17 protein-coding genes are annotated in these 15472 nt (G+C 58.2%); 2 read left to right on the forward strand and 15 right to left on the reverse strand.

The genetic code is table 11. The features are described from left to right. Nucleotide 1 precedes the first annotated feature (1 nt). The 4 genes from phnE to ACGYLI_RS15000 are packed head-to-tail and all read right to left on the reverse strand — an operon-like array spanning nt 2 to nt 4294. On the reverse strand, nt 2-760 hold the full coding sequence (phnE, locus tag ACGYLI_RS14985; protein ID WP_067264452.1) for a phosphonate ABC transporter, permease protein PhnE: 759 nt from the start codon (nt 758-760) through the stop codon (nt 2-4). Continuing rightward, nucleotides 760-1542, reverse strand: coding sequence for a phosphonate ABC transporter ATP-binding protein (locus tag ACGYLI_RS14990; RefSeq protein ID WP_067264396.1), 783 nt, complete (start codon nt 1540-1542; stop codon nt 760-762). The genes phnE and ACGYLI_RS14990 overlap by 1 nt, the downstream gene beginning before the upstream one ends. Continuing rightward, nucleotides 1539-2414: a phosphate/phosphite/phosphonate ABC transporter substrate-binding protein gene (locus ACGYLI_RS14995; protein WP_394419702.1), complete on the reverse strand. Its 876-nt coding sequence runs from the start codon at nt 2412-2414 to the stop codon at nt 1539-1541. Before ACGYLI_RS14995 ends, ACGYLI_RS14990 begins: the two co-directional genes overlap by 4 nt. After that, complete coding sequence (locus ACGYLI_RS15000; RefSeq protein WP_120351849.1) at nt 2414-4294, reverse strand: cytochrome c peroxidase; 1881 nt, start codon at nt 4292-4294, stop codon at nt 2414-2416. Before ACGYLI_RS15000 ends, ACGYLI_RS14995 begins: the two co-directional genes overlap by 1 nt. A gap of 91 nt (nt 4295-4385) precedes the next feature. Here ACGYLI_RS15000 and mntR point away from each other — a divergent pair, with 91 nt between their 5' ends. After that, complete coding sequence (gene mntR / locus ACGYLI_RS15005) at nt 4386-4856, forward strand: manganese-binding transcriptional regulator MntR (RefSeq protein WP_394419703.1); 471 nt, start codon at nt 4386-4388, stop codon at nt 4854-4856. A gap of 239 nt (nt 4857-5095) precedes the next feature. Here the strand turns inward: mntR and ACGYLI_RS15010 are convergent, their stop codons facing one another. The 11 genes from ACGYLI_RS15010 to ACGYLI_RS15060 form a co-directional block, all read right to left on the reverse strand. Next, nucleotides 5096-6037: a cytochrome c oxidase assembly protein gene (locus ACGYLI_RS15010; RefSeq protein WP_394419704.1), complete on the reverse strand. Its 942-nt coding sequence runs from the start codon at nt 6035-6037 to the stop codon at nt 5096-5098. 337 nt (nt 6038-6374) lie between these two features. After that, a complete protein-coding gene (gene lnt / locus ACGYLI_RS15015) occupies nt 6375-7943 on the reverse strand; it encodes an apolipoprotein N-acyltransferase (RefSeq protein WP_394419705.1) in 1569 nt (522 codons plus the stop codon). Then, a complete protein-coding gene (lspA, locus tag ACGYLI_RS15020) occupies nt 7943-8437 on the reverse strand; it encodes a signal peptidase II (protein ID WP_082852052.1) in 495 nt (164 codons plus the stop codon). The genes lnt and lspA overlap by 1 nt, the downstream gene beginning before the upstream one ends. After that, nucleotides 8421-9203: a ZIP family metal transporter gene (locus ACGYLI_RS15025; protein WP_067264372.1), complete on the reverse strand. Its 783-nt coding sequence runs from the start codon at nt 9201-9203 to the stop codon at nt 8421-8423. The genes lspA and ACGYLI_RS15025 overlap by 17 nt, the downstream gene beginning before the upstream one ends. A 22-nt stretch (nt 9204-9225) precedes the next feature. Then, on the reverse strand, nt 9226-9684 hold the full coding sequence (locus ACGYLI_RS15030) for a DUF411 domain-containing protein (protein WP_394419706.1): 459 nt from the start codon (nt 9682-9684) through the stop codon (nt 9226-9228). Between the two features lie 3 nt (nt 9685-9687). Beyond that, entirely contained in the window at nt 9688-11055 is a 1368-nt protein-coding gene (locus ACGYLI_RS15035; RefSeq protein ID WP_394419707.1) for a M23 family metallopeptidase, read from the reverse strand. Next, complete coding sequence (locus ACGYLI_RS15040; RefSeq protein WP_067264364.1) at nt 11052-11669, reverse strand: SCO family protein; 618 nt, start codon at nt 11667-11669, stop codon at nt 11052-11054. The genes ACGYLI_RS15035 and ACGYLI_RS15040 overlap by 4 nt, the downstream gene beginning before the upstream one ends. Then, on the reverse strand, nt 11669-12136 hold the full coding sequence (locus ACGYLI_RS15045; RefSeq protein ID WP_209274031.1) for a copper chaperone PCu(A)C: 468 nt from the start codon (nt 12134-12136) through the stop codon (nt 11669-11671). Before ACGYLI_RS15045 ends, ACGYLI_RS15040 begins: the two co-directional genes overlap by 1 nt. Nucleotides 12137-12164: 28 nt before the next feature. After that, the gene (locus ACGYLI_RS15050; RefSeq protein ID WP_394419708.1) at nt 12165-12824 is read right to left on the reverse strand and encodes a DsbA family protein; all 660 of its coding nucleotides are present in this window, start codon (nt 12822-12824) and stop codon (nt 12165-12167) included. After that, on the reverse strand, nt 12821-13243 hold the full coding sequence (locus ACGYLI_RS15055; protein ID WP_067263748.1) for a disulfide bond formation protein B: 423 nt from the start codon (nt 13241-13243) through the stop codon (nt 12821-12823). Before ACGYLI_RS15055 ends, ACGYLI_RS15050 begins: the two co-directional genes overlap by 4 nt. A 5-nt stretch (nt 13244-13248) precedes the next feature. Further along, nucleotides 13249-13815, reverse strand: a complete 567-nt coding sequence (locus ACGYLI_RS15060; protein ID WP_067263755.1) for an SCO family protein — start codon at nt 13813-13815, stop codon at nt 13249-13251. A gap of 214 nt (nt 13816-14029) precedes the next feature. Between ACGYLI_RS15060 and ACGYLI_RS15065 the strand changes: the two genes are divergently transcribed. After that, complete coding sequence (locus ACGYLI_RS15065; RefSeq protein ID WP_067263750.1) at nt 14030-14458, forward strand: helix-turn-helix domain-containing protein; 429 nt, start codon at nt 14030-14032, stop codon at nt 14456-14458. Nucleotides 14459-15472: the final 1014 nt, after the last annotated feature.

Genomic DNA, 15472 nt, shown 5'->3' on the forward strand with positions numbered 1-15472 from the left:
GTTAGGTAAATCGACGACGCAGCGTGATGTTGATCGCCTCGATGACGATGACTAGGCCGACGACGGCAATCGTGACGCTGGCCGCCTTGTCATACTGAAAAGAGCGGATGTAGGTCTGGATGTAAAAGCCGATCCCGCCCGCGCCGACGATGCCGAGGACCAACGACTCACGCAGGTTCAGTTCGAACCGGAAAATCGTGTCGCGGGCGATGACTGGGGCCATCTGTGGCCAAATCGCATGTCTGAGCCGCACGAGCGGTCCAGCCCCTGCACTTTCAAGTGCTGCGATGGGGGCGCGAGATACGCCGTCGATCGCCTCGGCATAGAATTTAGCGAGCATCCCAGTGGCATGAAAGGCAACTGCGATGATGCCGGGCAGCGGCCCGAGCCCGACCGCGCCCACCATGAGCATGGCCACGAGGATCAGCGGTACCGCCCGGATAAAGGCCAGCAGCGCGCGGACCGGCCCGAACACCGCACGCGAAACCATGGTTTCGGACGCGAGAATAGCCAGAGGGGTCGACAGCAGCACTGCGCCGAGGGAGCCGAGGATTGCTATTCTTAGTGTCTCTGCGCTGCCTTTTTTGATCTCGGTCATCACTGTCGGATCGGGCGGGAACATCCGGCCGATAAAGTCGGTAATCCGTGGACCGGCCGAAGCAAGACGCGACAACTCGACATCGGTTGTGACGAGGGACCATAGGATGGCAATAGCGATCAGCGAACTGGTGACGAAGCCGCCGAAGTCGCGGGGGGCCATCATAACACCGCCCGGGGACCGAGTTCCGGCGTCGGTCCTGACCCCCGATAGAGTTCGGCAGTCGCATCGTCTTTCAACTCGGACGTTGGCACGTTAAACGCGATCCGCCCCTCTCGTATGCCGATGATGCGCCCTGCAAAACGCCGCGCCAGATCGGGTTGGTGCGAGGAGAATAGCGCTGTTGCATCACGCGCTCGCGCCGCCTTGGTCATCAACCCCAGAACCTCTCCAGCGCGGGCGGGGTCGAGGTTGCTCACTGGCTCGTCGGCGAGGATCAGCCGTGGTTCCTGCGCCAGACATCGCGCAATAGCCACGCGCTGTCGCTGTCCTCCGCTGAGACTGTCGACACGGCGTTCCGCGAGTTCTGCGATGCCGCAATCGGCGAGTGCTGTGCGGGCAATATCGAGATCGTGAGCCATTGGCGATCCCAGTACTGCTTGGAAAGGTGACATCCGCCCCAGGCGGCCGTTGAGCACGTTGCGTAGTGCCGTGGAGCGTTCTACGAGGGCGAATTCCTGAAACACGAAACCGGTATCAGGACGGCGAGCTCGGGGTGGTGGGCGGTCGGGATTGAGCGGCGCACCCAAGACAGAAACGCGCCCGCGCCATCCCTGAATCCTACCGTCGAGCAGCGCCAGCAACGTCGTTTTGCCCGCCCCGGATGGGCCCAGTAAAGCGACACACTCGCCCGCCGGGATCCGAAATGAGACTCGTTCCAACGCTGGTAGCTGTGCGCCCTTATGGACATAACTCAGATCGTCTATTTCGATAGCCATGCTCATCGTAACAGCCCGTATTTCTTTGCCATATCGCGTACGCCTTCATACGCGGTGCCGTCTGCCCTGACGTAGCCATCTGGTCCGTAAAGATAGCTCAATTTGTCGCGGTGCTTCGGTTCGTTGAGCTTCAGCATGACGTCAACAAAACGGGCTTGCAGGGCGGCATCGAGTTCTGGGCGTGCGATCACAAGGTGACTTGGAATCGGCGCGCTTTCTACGAGCCAAGTCACCTCGGCCTGCTGTTGTGGGGTCAACAACAAATCCGCATACTGACTGGCACCGGCGGCATCGACCAGACCTTCGGCCATAGCCTGCATGGCTTGCTGGTAGCCTCCCGCAAAGAACACGCGGCCGAAGAATTTCTCCGCTGCGCCAGGACCCTCAATTAGCCCGGCCTTAACGAATTCGGAAAGAGGATAAAGATAACCTGATTCAGAGATCGGGTCGGCAAAGGCGATATCGCGCCCGCGCAGGTCTGCCAGCGTTTCGATACCGCTGTTGCGGCGGACAAAAATGCGTCCTGTGTAACTTGACGCGCCCCGGTAGACCTCAGACAAGAGAGGTACCGCGCCAATTTCCGCCTCCGCCAGAACGAAAGGCAATGCGCCCATGAAGGAGACGTCTGCATCTCCGTTGCGAAGTGCCTCGACAGCCGCAGCATGGTCGATGGTGACGAAGCCTTCCACGGGAACGCCAATCTGTTCGGATAGCCATCTTGTGATGGCCTCAATGTCGCCTAAGAGCTTGTCGGGATTCTCCTGCGGAATGAAAGCAAGCCGCAAGGGAGTGTCTTGTGCGATCAGCGGGGAGGCCAGCGAGATCGCGCCTGCACTGGCCAAGGCCAGCATATTTCTGCGGGTTAGGTAGAATTCCATCAGAATGCCCTCTCTTCGATCGCGTCGGCTTCGGTCTTGAACGCGGTCCAACTTGCTTCGGCGGCCCCCCAGTCGTCGTCACGGACTGCATCGCCGACTGCGGCAAGACGCTCGGCCAAGGCATAGACTTCGGGCCGTGCGGTCAGGTTCGACATGGTGCTCGCGTCTGCGGCGAGGTCCGCAGCGACAGTATCGGTCAGCAGCAGGATGTGCTCTGCGTCACGTCGGGGCAGAAGCGTGTCGAGCGTCGATGCAAATGTCGCCAATTCGGCAAATGTCAGGCGAAAGGCGGTGTTCTCTGCGTCGAACTTCTCGTAAGGCTCGTCTGCCGACCCTACAGTCTCCAGATACGCGGTCAGTTCAGTCCGTTCCGTCTCTGATAGCCCAAGCGATTTCGTCTCATCGAACCACTCAACAACGGCGGCCAACGTCGACAGCGAACCGTCGTGAAAATAGGGGGCGGTATATGCGGTTCCCAGCAAGGACGGCGTATCCAGCGCGCCTGCGCGCGCGCCACTATATGCCGGCGAGACCGATCCAATGTCATGGGCTTGCCGATCGAGGAAATTTGCGTCAGGCACGTGGCAACTAGCGCAGGAGCGATCGCCTAGCCCAGCGAAAGGCCGATTAAAAATAGCCTCGCCTCGGTGCGCCGCGTCCGGGTTTGCCTCGGACAGCGTACCATCCGCATTCAGCTTAGAGTTTGGTAGGAAGTCGAATTCGAGCATGTATCCTACCAGCGCGTCGAGCATCAAGGGCGTCGGCTCCGCGCCGCCAAATTCATTGACGATCACGTTCCGGCTGAAGTCGCGCAGAGAGGCAAAGCGCCCATCGCGACCATAAGGCCCGGTGAAGCGCAGCCCGCGCAGGCTCGGAATGTCGATCGGGTCGTCGCGCCGGTCGTTGAAGATAGGATTAAAGAACGCGCCATCGACGTCGATGGCACCGGGTTGGTGGCTGGCGCCCGGGATGAAGAGGCGCTGGTTCACATCCGAGCGATTGTGACAGGTCGAACAGGCGATCCCGAGGTTTCGCGCAGGATTTCCGAATATCTGCGGGCTGTCGAAAAGCATGTCGCCATAAGCCACCAAGGGCAGATCGGTCTCGTCGATACCTTGTTCCTCGAAGTTGAGGACAAGCAATGGCAGCGGGTCCTGATCGAAGATGTCGGAGCCAGGCGGCAAGCTTGGCGGCACCTCGATAGTGCGTCGGCTGAACACAGCGGTTTCGGGCAGGGCACTCAGTGTCTGACGTGGAGCATAGTTGGCTAAGAGGTAATTTTCCGCGAGATAGCTGGAAATGACTGCGCGCGCGGCCTCCAGCGTGTCGCGATCCGCGGAAAAGGCGCCAGCGCCGAGAAGACCAGCGGACCCCGTGCTACTGTTAAGTTCCAGCCAAGCGAGGCCGATACGTCTTGCTGCTTCGGGGTCGGCTGCCGCGATACCATCCTCAAACGCACGGTAGAGCTCGCCTGCCGTTCGCAGAGCCTGGCGCGCCTTTGCAGGCTCTTCGGCTGCGAGAGTCCGGTCCAATTCCTCTTCGATCCTAAGCGCTACAAGACGAGTGGCCTCTGTGAAAACTGCTTGCCGGTCTTCACGTGCCATGGCGTCAAGGATACCATCCGGCTTGATACCGCTTTTGCGGTCCACCCACTCCAACGCGCCGGTCGAGAATTCCGAACCCCGGTGAGGTTCTGTCCAAGCGGTCTCGATGTCGTCCCAAGGCACTGGCGCGAGATTCCCAAGAAAAAGTGTCAGCCGATAGGCTGCCGCCTCAGGAAGCCACGGAGCCTCTTTGACAGGCGTCGCCCCCCCGGGTCCGGACAGCAGGACCGCGCTTGCAGCGGTTAGCAGCAGCCTCGAAAGATTTTTTATCACCATAGCCTCCAGCGCTAAAACTTAGACTCGTCTAACTTAGGTATTCTAGGCTAATTAGATTGTCAATTTTAGTTATTCGTTGCAATGTCCGGACATGTCGAAGCTACAATCATACGAACGCGAGGCGTTCGAGACTGCCGAGAGAGCTCCCGAAGCGCAGGCTAAGGGTTTCGCGACTGTGCGCCGAGCACATGAAAGCGAAATGGCGGAGGATTATGTGGAACTGATCGCAGAGCTGATCGAGTTGCGGGGGGAGGCTAGGCCGGTCGAAATCGCCGAGCGGCTTGGCGTGAAATCTCCAACAGTGACCAAGAACATCTCCCGACTCAAGGCTGCTGGTTTGGTGCGGCGGGAGCGTTACCGCGCAATATTTCTAACCGATGCGGGCCGAGAATTGGCCGAGGCCTGTCGCCGCCGCCATAGAGTCGTTGTCGCGTTTCTTCTCAGCCTGGGAATCGACGAAGAGACTGCGGAACGCGATGCGGAGGGGATCGAGCATCACGTCAGCACGACCACGCTGGAGGCCTTCGAGCACGCCCTCCAGAAGTTTCAGAGCAGCAAGTAGCGCAGCATCGAGTTCTCTCGAAATTCAGCAAGGCGAGACTCAGGAGGCTGCAGCGTCAGCAGTCATACGTTGGCGGGGTAGCATTTGTGTCAATGCTCAACTCTGGTCCAACCCATCGCGTCCTCTGAGTTTGGCCAGCACGAAATAGTGCGCCCAATATTCCTACCTGCGCCGACCATGCAGCGAAAATGCCGGTCGCGTGAAAAGAGGTAGGCGCAACCCTTGAGTGGGTCCTCTGTTCAAAGCGCATAGACAATTGTCACCACCGTTGTGATGACGATCAAGAACATGACCAATGCGCCTATGGCGAGGGTCCGGCCCATGTCGCGGTTTGTCTTTGCCACTTTCAGACGCAATTCTTCGGCGGTTTCCGGAAACTCCAGTGCCGCTGAATTCGAGCCGCGTAGCAGGTCGTATCTCGTATTCCAGCGACGTACTTCCGCAGCGTCCCAGCCGTTCATGACCAGAATGATCGCGACGATCATCACCATCGAAGACGGGACCCAAATAGTATAGCCGCCGATCGTTTCGTCGGACAGCGCATCGATCAATCCAATTCTTTCCCTATGGGAGGATGCGTAAAGGCTCACCTCCTTGAGTGTCGTCAGGGAACCTAGAAAAATGTTTGCTACGATCACAACAAAGGCGGACAACAGCCTCGCTCCGCGTTTGGCGCCCACAGGGGGGTCTCTGGGATCGAAGAGCATGGTAAAGAACCAGAGCCCTGCTAGTACCATTCCCAGATGAGCGAACACTTCGATAGCCGCGATACGCTGCGCAAGTGAGTAAATGACAGGTACCTGCCAGATAAATAGCGCTCCAACAATCAACCCAGTTGCGGCCGTTGGTTGCGCTACGAAACTTTGTCCCCGGGAGTTCGCTGGCGCACTGAAGTGTTGACGCCGGCGTCTTTCGAGGCTGGATAGCAGGATGCGCCACGGCTGCGATACGGCGATGAGAAGGGGGCCGATAAGGCGAAGAAGAAGATGTTCGACCTGATGTATTGAGAATAAGGTATGTCCCATTACAGCGAGCGGTGCGTTCATGGCTGCAAGAATGCAAGCGAGGCCGGCGAAGAACAAGATCGGACGCCAGACAGAGATCGTTCCGCGGATACGCACGGGTCGTCTGAGGCCGCGCATATAGAACCATGCGGACAAACTGACGGATACAATGGACACTGGCGAAACCGCAAATCCAAACGGGTCGAAAAGAAGAAAGAAGGGGATTATCAGCTCCTGTCATTTTGTATTGTCAGCCAGTCGATAGGTACCGATGAACGTCGGGATTTTCCCATTACGCAACCCTAGGAAGCGGGCAGTTTTAATTCGATACAAAGACCAAATTCGCGTTAGGAAGTGATGCGTAAGAGAACCACTGAGATGAAGAAACCCAGTAGGCCTAGGGCGATGCCGAAGCTTGCCGCATATTGAAGGATGTCTAGGTAGTTCCCTTTGCGGCTCCGGGCTAAATAGCCTCCCCAAAAAGCACCTCCGATAAAGCCTACAAACATTAGCATCACGGTTCCTTTGGGTTTGTTTTTACAGACTTATGTCGCTGTTTGGCCAAGCCGAAGGCAAACCTCAACGTCCAAGCTGCACAGATGAGCGACAGAAATGTCCAATCGCCGAAACGTCCGTAAGGCGTAGCCGTACGCGCTGCCGGTAGGCTTTCATTTATGACGTCTGTTCGCCCAGTGTCGAGGCGCGCGACGATCTCGCCGTTAGCATCAATAATTGCGGATATCCCGGTGTTCGCAGCGCGCACCACGGGTAGCCCTTCCTCCACAGCGCGCATGCGCGCGGATGCGAGGTGCTGCTCGGGCCCGATGCTGGCGCCGAACCAGGCATCATTTGTGGCGTTGAAAATCCAGTCGGGACGAAAAAGATCGTCGACCACCTGGCCCGGAAAAATGATCTCGTAACAGATTGCCACCGCAACCAGAGGCGCGCCCGGAATTGCCAGCGTTCGTGGCCCTGGTCCCGGCGTGAAATCACCCAAACCTTCGGCCAGGCGCTCGATCGGCAGCCAACCTTTCAGGGGCACATATTCCCCGAACGGAACAAGATGATGTTTTGCATATCCCGTTAGAATTTCGCCGCTGCCGTCATAGGCCTGAACCGTGTTGAAATATCGGGTTCCCCCATCCCTCTCTACGCGGTCAGGCACACCTGTCAAAAGGATCCTACCGTCTGGCAAAACCGTGGATAACCGCCTGCGCGCCAAGGCGTCTTCGTCCAGAAAACCGGGAAAGGCCGTTTCCGGCCACAGCAGCAGGTCGAAGCGTCCGGGTTGCGCGGACAAGCCGAGGTATTTTTCCAGCGTGCGTTCGCGGCTGCCCGGCGCCCACTTCTCGACTTGCGGCACATTGCCTTGGACGATGCGCAACGCAATGTCCGTTGGCGGCACGTTCTGATTTAGCCGAAGCACACCGCCCCCCCAAATTACCGTCACCGCGACGGCAAAGAGCGCCAAAACAGCTGCGCGGCTGTTTGGCGCGGCTGCGATGAACACACCTGGCAATATGCTGATAAATACCGTGACAAAGCCCAGACCGTAACTTCCGACCCATGCGGCGGGTTGGCGCAGGGGGGCATGTTCGACAAGGGCATAAGCAGCAAGGTTCCAGGGAAACCCCGTCAGGACATGACCACGCAGCCATTCCGCGGCAACCCAACACGTTGCAAGCAGAAGACCTGCCGTAATGCCGCCGACAGCACGGCGCTGCATTACGGTGGCAAATAACATCGCCGCAATAGCTGGAAAAATGGCCAGTCCGGCGGACAGTCCCGCGACTGCTGGGATCGCAAGGGCACCGAAACGTTCGGAATCGACGTAAAAGCTTTCGGCAATCCAGGAAATTCCAAACAGGAACTGGCCCATTCCAAAGATCCAGCCGATGACGAAGGCGCGCGCGGTGGAAACCTGCATGAGCACGAGAAAGAGTGCTGAGAAGGCGACTGGAACAGCGATGATCCATGAGAACGGTGGAAGGGTTAAAACCGTTAAACCGCCCGCCATAAAGCTAATCCCTGATCGCAGGGGAAAGCAACGGCTGCAGCCAGTCAATTGCAGCCAACCCGTCATCATGGGCCAGTCTGAAGTTTAGCGGCTAACCACGGTGCTAAGAGCAGCAGCCCCACGCCACCGACCACGAACACATCCGCCATGTTGAAGGCGGGCCAATGCGTGGAGCCGACGTAGAAATCGAGGAAGTCCGTCACACCCCAAAATCGAATGCGGTCGAGGACGTTGCCGAGCGCGCCACCGATGATCGCACCATAGGCGATAGCCTCAACCCGGTTGTCAGTGCGTACCAGCATGACGGTCAACCAGCCGCAGATGGCTAGGGCCAAGGTCGCAAGGCCCCACCATGGTGCTCCACCAAGCAGTCCGAATGTCACGCCATCGTTGCGCAAGTAAATAAGATTAAAACTGGGAAAGACCGGAATTCCGGCGCTCAAATCTGTCGCATTAGCGACGACGATTGCTTTTGTCACCTGATCGACAAGAAAAGCAGTTCCAGCCGCAATGAAGCCTTGGAAATGGGACTGTTTCATCTCATCACCCCAGCCATACATCTAGGAACAACATGATCACGAGGCCGACCGCGAGACCGAAAGTCGCCCTGTTTTGATGGCCGGATCGGTGGGTTTCGGGAATGATTTCGTGGCTGATTACGTAGAGCATCGCCCCGGCGGCGAAGGCGAGGCCCCATGGCAACAGGGGCTGCGAGATGCCGATGATGCCAGCGCCAAGAAGCCCGCCTACCGGCTCGACAAGACCTGTCAGGGCGGCAACCCCCCACGCACGGCGCCTAGAATACCCCTCACCAAGCAATGAGACCGCTACGGCGAGACCCTCGGGCGCGTTTTGCAGCCCGATGCCAATCGCGAGCGGCAAGCCACCAGAGAAACCATCAGCCCCAAACCCGACACCAACGGCAAGCCCTTCGGGAAAATTGTGGATCGTGATCGCTATGATGAAGAGCCAGACGCGGCGCAGAGATGCGGCGGCGGGCCCTTCTCGCCCCGTTTTGAAATGTTCATGCGGCAGTCGTTCATTCATCAGAGCGACCGCCCCCATGCCAAGCAAGATCGCAACACAAACGATGGCTGCCGGGAGAGCACCGTTGTCGAACTGTCTTTCGGCTGCGTCGAGAGCCGGAATGATCAACGAAAAGAATGAAGCAGCGAGCATGACACCCGCCGCGAAGCCAAGCAGCAAATCGCGCGTGGCACGGGAGGGGACGCGTCCAAAGAGAACGGGGGTCGCCCCGACCGCTGTCAGCGATCCGGCGGCAAGGCTTCCAAGAAAGCCGAGAGTTATTGGGGACAAGGGTTCCAAGCGCTGAGTTCCCGCCGATACGTCAGTCAGCGGCCAAATAGCTGCTAAAGATTTCGGTCGACCCATCGCCCTGGATCAAAAAGACATCGTAGCCCTCGCGATCATCTTCCGGTCCCATGCCCGGCGAGCCATAGGGCATACCCGGCACCGCCACCCCCACTGCATCTGGACGCTCATCCAACAAACGCTGGATGTCTGATGCCGCTACATGACCTTCGATCACGTAGCCGTCGACCAAAGCCGTATGGCAGGATACCATGCGCTGAGGCACGCCGGTGTCGAGTTTGAATCGCACAAGAGATCCCCCGAACATGTCCTCGCCTATCGGCGCGAATCCGCTTTCCTCAAGGTGCTTCATCCAAGACAGACAACAGCCGCAGCCGTTTGTCTTCCGGACATCAATCTGGATCGCATCGGCGACAGCTTGCGCCGCGGAAAACAAGGCCAGCGTGACTGCAAGAGCGGGAGCCAGTCGTTTCATGGATTAAAGCGTTTCGGTTGTTGTCTGTACAAATTCGCTGGTGAGCCTCTCGGCCAGTAGCGAGCGAGCCTCAGCCAATCGCTTAAGTGCAGCCGTGCCAACCGCATCCCGGTCGGCCGCCTCTACCAGTCGGTCGTCTGAGAGAGGATCCGTCGGGCGACCATCGACCAGAACCTCATAATGCAGATTTGGGCCGGTCGCGGTGCCGGTAGCACCGACGCGACCGATCATGTCTCCGGCCATCACGCGCTGCCCTTGTTCGAGTGTGTCCGGCACCTCGCTGAGATGTGCGTATCGTGTCAGGGTGTCGGAACCATGCGATATCTCCACCACCCGGCCATATCCACCACGACGTCCGATGAAGCTCACGCGTCCAGGCGCCGTTGCTTTTACAGGCGTACCGCGGGCCGCAGCAAAGTCGACGCCGGTGTGCATGCGTACATTCCCATAGACCGGGTGCGTGCGACGGCCGAAGACGGAACTCAGCCGCGCTCCTTCCACCGGTTGGGCAAAGACACGCAGGACCTCTCCATCCACATAGATCGTCGCTTGACCGCTGCCGTCATCCGGCCAGACGATCTCATAGACCGATCCAGCAAGGTCCAATGCGGCAAAGGCAAGCTCGGGCTGGCCAATCCTTTTGTTTCCTTCTCGCGCCTCGCGCCAAAGGAGACGCATCCTCTCACCCCCGGAGAGTTCACGTCGAAAATCGATTGTGCCGCCCAGCATCTGTGCCAGATCGACCGCGAAGCGTGCAGGTATCTTTGCCTTGTCCAACGCTGCGGAGATCGAACTTTCAACCACCGCCTCGCTTGCGAAAATCACCACTTCAGGGTCTGGTTCCAATACGCGCGTAAGAAGTTCTTCACCAAAAACCGTTTCGATCCGCACTCCATCGTCAATGGCCAGTTCTACGCGCTTCGGATTGCCGTCCTCGTTTGAGATCACGGTGATCTCATGGCCTGGGCGCAATCGGCGCAGATCATATTCCACTCCAAGTGCCAGAGCGATCTCCGCACGGGCGGGTGCGGCAACGCCGGCGTTCGCTAAAACTGCATCCAACGTCTCACCCGACGCGATTTGACGCGTCCAAGTCACCAAGGGCGGTTCAATTGCTGGCAAGGCGGTTTCGGTGACGTCAGGCTGCAAGAGAGGGACGTTTAGGATTTTGCGCGCTCCGCCGACTTGTGTGGTTTTGGGAACCGTCATGACGCTATCAGCAAGTCGCGGTTCCAAAACTGCAGCAGGCGCCCATTGCGTTGCTTCGGCAATCGATTGGGGCACCGGTTCTTTGGACCACCACCCTAAGGTGGCGATGGCAGTCATCGAAAAGGCGCCAACCAGGGCCACCGAGGCAACTCTTATTCTCATGTTGTGATCTCTACATCTTCTGTCAACGCACGTCGGATCTTCGGTACTGCGAATTCTCTTGGCTCGTGGTGGTCAATCATGGTGACGAACTCACCGTTGGCGCCAAAAAGAAATATGCTTGCCGTATGGTTCATCGTGTAGTCACCTCCCTCGGTCGGGACGCGCTCATACGAAGCCCGAAACCCTTCTGTAGCGCGGGTAATCTGGTTTTCCGTCCCGGTCCAACCCCGAATGGCCGGATGAAAATAGCCGACATATTCGGCCATGGCCTCGACCGTGTCACGCGCCGGATCGACCGTGATGAAGACCACGTTCATCTGCGCGGCTTCGTCTCCGAGATCTTCAAGCCAGCCTGAGATATCCGATAACGTCGTGGGGCAGACATCCGGGCAGTAGGTGAACCCGAAGAACACCATGGTCGGCCGTCCGATCAGGGTTTCTGGGCCCACTTCATGGCCTTCGTGATCGGTCAGTCGGAAATCCATCACCGTTAGGGGGAGCGGCCTTTGGCCAGTAGGTTTCGGAGCGCCGGGACCATCCACGCGCCACCAGCCGATACCAAGCATCATAGCCAGAGCGCCTGCACCGTATTGGAACAATTGCCGACGCTGCATCAGCTTTCCGGCCCGCGCGCGGCGATCCCCAGAATTGGGACCTCAACAGTCACTTCGCCACCGTCCGAGAAAGTCAGTGTCAGCGGGAAGGTCTCGCCTTCGATCATCGGGTCTTGCAGCTTCATGAGCATGGCGTGCAGCCCGCCCGGCTCCAATGCCACGCTTTCGCCCGGCCCAATCGTGATGTCGCCTGCAGGTGACATTGAACTGACGCCTGCAGCGTTGGTTTTCGTCTCATGGATCTCGGGCATCGTGGCCAGTGGTGTTGTAAGTCCGGTCAGCGTGACTGTGTCTTCATTTGCGTTATGTATAGTGAAATATGCCGCGCCTGGTCGGTTTATGCCAATCGAAGCACGGGACCACGCGTTTACTACGATGACGTCCTCCGAACCGGCAAATGTCGGTGTCGACATGCCCGAGAGCAGCAAAAAAAGAGTCAAGCCCTTGATATAAGGTAGCTCTATCATGACAGATTCTCCTTTATCTATCCGAGCATCAACTTTGGCTGACCGCAATTTCTGCAGCGACCAGTCGCCGCAGTTCGGCCTCACCGAACGGGTCTAATGGCTTGGCGTTGACGAAGAACGTGGGCGTTTGTCGCACGCCTACCGCTTCGACATCAGCGCGGTCCTGATTGAGCACTGCCACGACACCGGGGGCCAGCATCTGTGTTCGAGCAGCTTCGACATCCAGACCACCGCTTGCGGCAATCTCAAGGATCAAACCCGGTGCTGGAGTGCCATGGGACGCCCATCGTGGCTGCTCGCGCAGGACCGCTTCCAGCACGGGTTCGAACACACCCTGCATCCGCGCAGCTTCGAGAACACGGATCGCTTCAACTGAAGCTTTCCCGTGAAAGGCAGTATATCGAATGACGACACGGACCGCACCACCGTGTTCAGTCATGATATCCTTGACCACGGGATAGAAGGCGCGGCAGGCCTCGCAAGCTGGATCGAAAAACTCGACAATCGTGACAGGTGCCGTTTCGGGGCCAAGGATCGGGGAATAGGACCGGATCAGCACATCGTTCACTTCGGGCGCGACAGGGACTGCCTGTGCCATGGGTTGGGGGCGGGTGGCATACCAAGCCGCGCCGCCAAAACCTGCGGCACCAACAGCCAGAACGGATAGAACGAGGCCGCGTCGATTCATGTTTGTTTTTCCTTCAGTGAAAGGGCCGACAGCACCCCGATAATCGTGAAGGCGACAAGCGCCATCAGCGGAATCGGAATCCCGAAGACCAACTGGTTGTCGTCGGTACAAGAGGGGCCGGTCGCCGTGCAGGGCTGGATCGCCTCGGGGATCAGACCGACATAGAGGCCGATGTGATACATCGCCACCGCCGCCCCCCCAAGCGCCAGTGCAACGCCATAGCGCCCCACGCGGGAATCCTGCCACCACAACCCGAGCCCAAGAACGATGGCCAAGGGGAACATGAAGGCGCGCTGGAACCAGCAAAGGATGCAAGGCGTTTGACCAAGCACCTCGCCAATAAAGAGCACGGCAAGCGATGAGATAAGCGCAATGATCCACGCTAGGCCAAGGGCTGTTTCTCCAGAGAGTCGGGGCATGACGATCAGATCCTCTCTTTCAGATCGGCGAGGATCTCTTCGGCGGGCGTGCCATAGGGCCAGGAATCCGCGAAGCCTGCCTGCGTGTCGAAAAGGAAAAGGTGTGACGTGTGACCCATCGTGTATCCACCCGGCGCAGTAGCCTCCTCGATCCGCTCAAAGAAAATTGGGAAAGTCTCGGATGTTGCGGCGATCTGCTCCGGCGTGCCGGTCAGCCCGATGATTCCTGCGTCGAACATGGGCACGTACTCTGCTAAAGCCGTCGGCGTATCTCGCTCGGGATCGATCGTTATGAAAATCGGCTGAACCATTGCCGCCTCATCGCCCAAGCCCTCCATCACGGCCGCGACTTCGGACAGTGTTGTCGGACAGACGTCGGGGCAATTGGTGAAGCCGAAGAAGACCAACATCCAGCGACCTTTGAAATCTTCCTCCGTTTGGACCATCCCGCGATGATCGGTCAGTTCGAAATCAGCAAAAAACGGTGGTTCACTCTCTGTGCGGGCAAGGTCGGCACGGTAGTCCACCCACAGCAACAGCCAGATGAGAACGAACGCCGCCACGCCCGCCAACACCTTCGATACCTTCTGAAAACCTGGAAGCCTCACACCGCTACGCCCGAACTTGATTCTATATTTTGGAGGTGTCTACAACTTCTAGCAGCTGTAGGTTCAAGCGCGATTGTCGCTAATTGGCTGGCAATCACGGACCTGTGAGGAGGTGGTGAATCTTGTGATGTCTGCCACTTAAAGCTACACCCTCTGTAGCTAATGTGGAGGGCCTGAAATGTTGACCATTGGGACGCTTGCAAAAAAGACCGGTACAAAAGTGCAGACAGTCCGGTATTATGAGCAGATCGGGCTCATGCCAGAACCCGGCAGAACTGAAGGCGGCCAGCGACGATATGGTGATGCCGAGCTTGACCGCCTGTCGTTCGTCCGGCACGCGCGGCAACTGGGGTTCTCGTTGGATGCGATCCGCGAACTGCTCGACCTCAGCGATCACCCGGGAAAATCTTGCGCGGAGGCCGATGCGATTGCCCGCCGGCAGCTTAAGCAAGTTGAGCATCGACTGGCTCGCCTGGAGGCGCTGCGCACGGAATTGAAACGTATGGTGCATGAGTGCAGTGGTGGGCAGACCGCTGACTGCCGTGTGTTAGAGGTGTTGAGAGACCACTCCGAATGCCTGACAAACCATGAAGAGATCGGCGGCTAAGATGCCCGTTGCGTTTGTCTATCCGATCGCGGCGCTCTTGCCGCGCCGCGTGGGGTGTGACCGCTCTTCGCGTCAAAGAGACAGACACTGTTGTTCAACTTGCATGATCTCGATGTCGCTGCGCGCGCTCTTCATGATGCAGAGGGCAAGACCCCGGCCTTCGACCGCGTGCTCAAGGCCAAGGCCAACTTGTCGCGCATGTGGTACGCGGACTGACTGAAAAGAATCGGGCAGCCGTGTCTGGTCGGTCTGGGCACGGCTCTGAGTTCGCGCGCATCTTTGGCGACGAAGTCATCTTGTGCAGACTGGGATCCCATCTTCCAGTCCCGGAAAATCGCCGCAGGTTCCGATCTCCGTTGCTGAACGCTAAAAGCTGACTTGTCGCGGCTGGCCTCTGGGCGATACGACGGGCGACAAACATTGGCGCAGACAAGGGACGTATTGAATGTTCGAAATCTCCGGTGTCGGGATCATTGAAGAGGTTGCCGGTTGGGTTCGTATTTGTGCTCTATCGTATTGCGCCGCTCTGCCGGGTGTCGAATTCGCTTGAACCTATAGCAGCTAGAGGAACTATGTTGCACAAAGGTTGGAAAGACCGACTACCTGCGCCTCTCGAAGCCGCGTAACGCGAACGCCTCTCGTTCAAAAGGAATACCGCATGTTTTTTCATCGGCCCGCGTGTGACGGATCAGCCAGTTAATCTGATCGCATGGCGACAGGTGCAAGTCAGGACCCGCCGATATTGGATGAGACGGAGATGTAGAAAGATTGTGTATGCTGCACATTGCAGGACATCAACCTCCCCAGACCACTTTGCCATCGCCGTCCCAAAGGTGGCTCATTCTATCTGTCTCAATCGTAGTCGCTCTTACCGCAACGTCGCTTCGCGCCCACACCGACGGCGCACCTCTAGAGCCCCATGATGTTGATTGTCACCGAGAACTGATGGGGTGGATACCCCCTCCCGACGGCATCGCAATGTGCCAAGGTGATGTGGGTCACATCACTGATAGG

The sequence above is a fragment of the Sulfitobacter sp. 1A13421 genome (genome assembly GCF_043557285.1).
Taxonomy (GTDB): domain Bacteria; phylum Pseudomonadota; class Alphaproteobacteria; order Rhodobacterales; family Rhodobacteraceae; genus Sulfitobacter; species Sulfitobacter faviae.

What these genes read in the sequence shown, in the direction of transcription:
- ACGYLI_RS15065 (WP_067263750.1), top strand. Translation starts at nt 14,030, where the DNA reads ATGTTGACCATTGGGACGCTTGCAAAAAAGACCGGTACAAAAGTGCAG.
- lspA (WP_082852052.1), bottom strand. Translation starts at nt 8,437, where the DNA reads ATGTATGGCTGGGGTGATGAGATGAAACAGTCCCATTTCCAAGGCTTC.
- phnE (WP_067264452.1), bottom strand. Translation starts at nt 760, where the DNA reads ATGGCCCCCCGCGACTTCGGCGGCTTCGTCACCAGTTCGCTGATCGCT.
- mntR (WP_394419703.1), top strand. Translation starts at nt 4,386, where the DNA reads ATGTCGAAGCTACAATCATACGAACGCGAGGCGTTCGAGACTGCCGAG.
- ACGYLI_RS15050 (WP_394419708.1), bottom strand. Translation starts at nt 12,824, where the DNA reads ATGAATCGACGCGGCCTCGTTCTATCCGTTCTGGCTGTTGGTGCCGCA.
- ACGYLI_RS14990 (WP_067264396.1), bottom strand. Translation starts at nt 1,542, where the DNA reads ATGAGCATGGCTATCGAAATAGACGATCTGAGTTATGTCCATAAGGGC.
- ACGYLI_RS15000 (WP_120351849.1), bottom strand. Translation starts at nt 4,294, where the DNA reads ATGGTGATAAAAAATCTTTCGAGGCTGCTGCTAACCGCTGCAAGCGCG.
- ACGYLI_RS15045 (WP_209274031.1), bottom strand. Translation starts at nt 12,136, where the DNA reads ATGATAGAGCTACCTTATATCAAGGGCTTGACTCTTTTTTTGCTGCTC.
- ACGYLI_RS15035 (WP_394419707.1), bottom strand. Translation starts at nt 11,055, where the DNA reads ATGAGAATAAGAGTTGCCTCGGTGGCCCTGGTTGGCGCCTTTTCGATG.
- lnt (WP_394419705.1), bottom strand. Translation starts at nt 7,943, where the DNA reads ATGACGGGTTGGCTGCAATTGACTGGCTGCAGCCGTTGCTTTCCCCTG.
- ACGYLI_RS14995 (WP_394419702.1), bottom strand. Translation starts at nt 2,414, where the DNA reads ATGGAATTCTACCTAACCCGCAGAAATATGCTGGCCTTGGCCAGTGCA.
- ACGYLI_RS15030 (WP_394419706.1), bottom strand. Translation starts at nt 9,684, where the DNA reads ATGAAACGACTGGCTCCCGCTCTTGCAGTCACGCTGGCCTTGTTTTCC.
- ACGYLI_RS15055 (WP_067263748.1), bottom strand. Translation starts at nt 13,243, where the DNA reads ATGCCCCGACTCTCTGGAGAAACAGCCCTTGGCCTAGCGTGGATCATT.
- ACGYLI_RS15040 (WP_067264364.1), bottom strand. Translation starts at nt 11,669, where the DNA reads ATGCAGCGTCGGCAATTGTTCCAATACGGTGCAGGCGCTCTGGCTATG.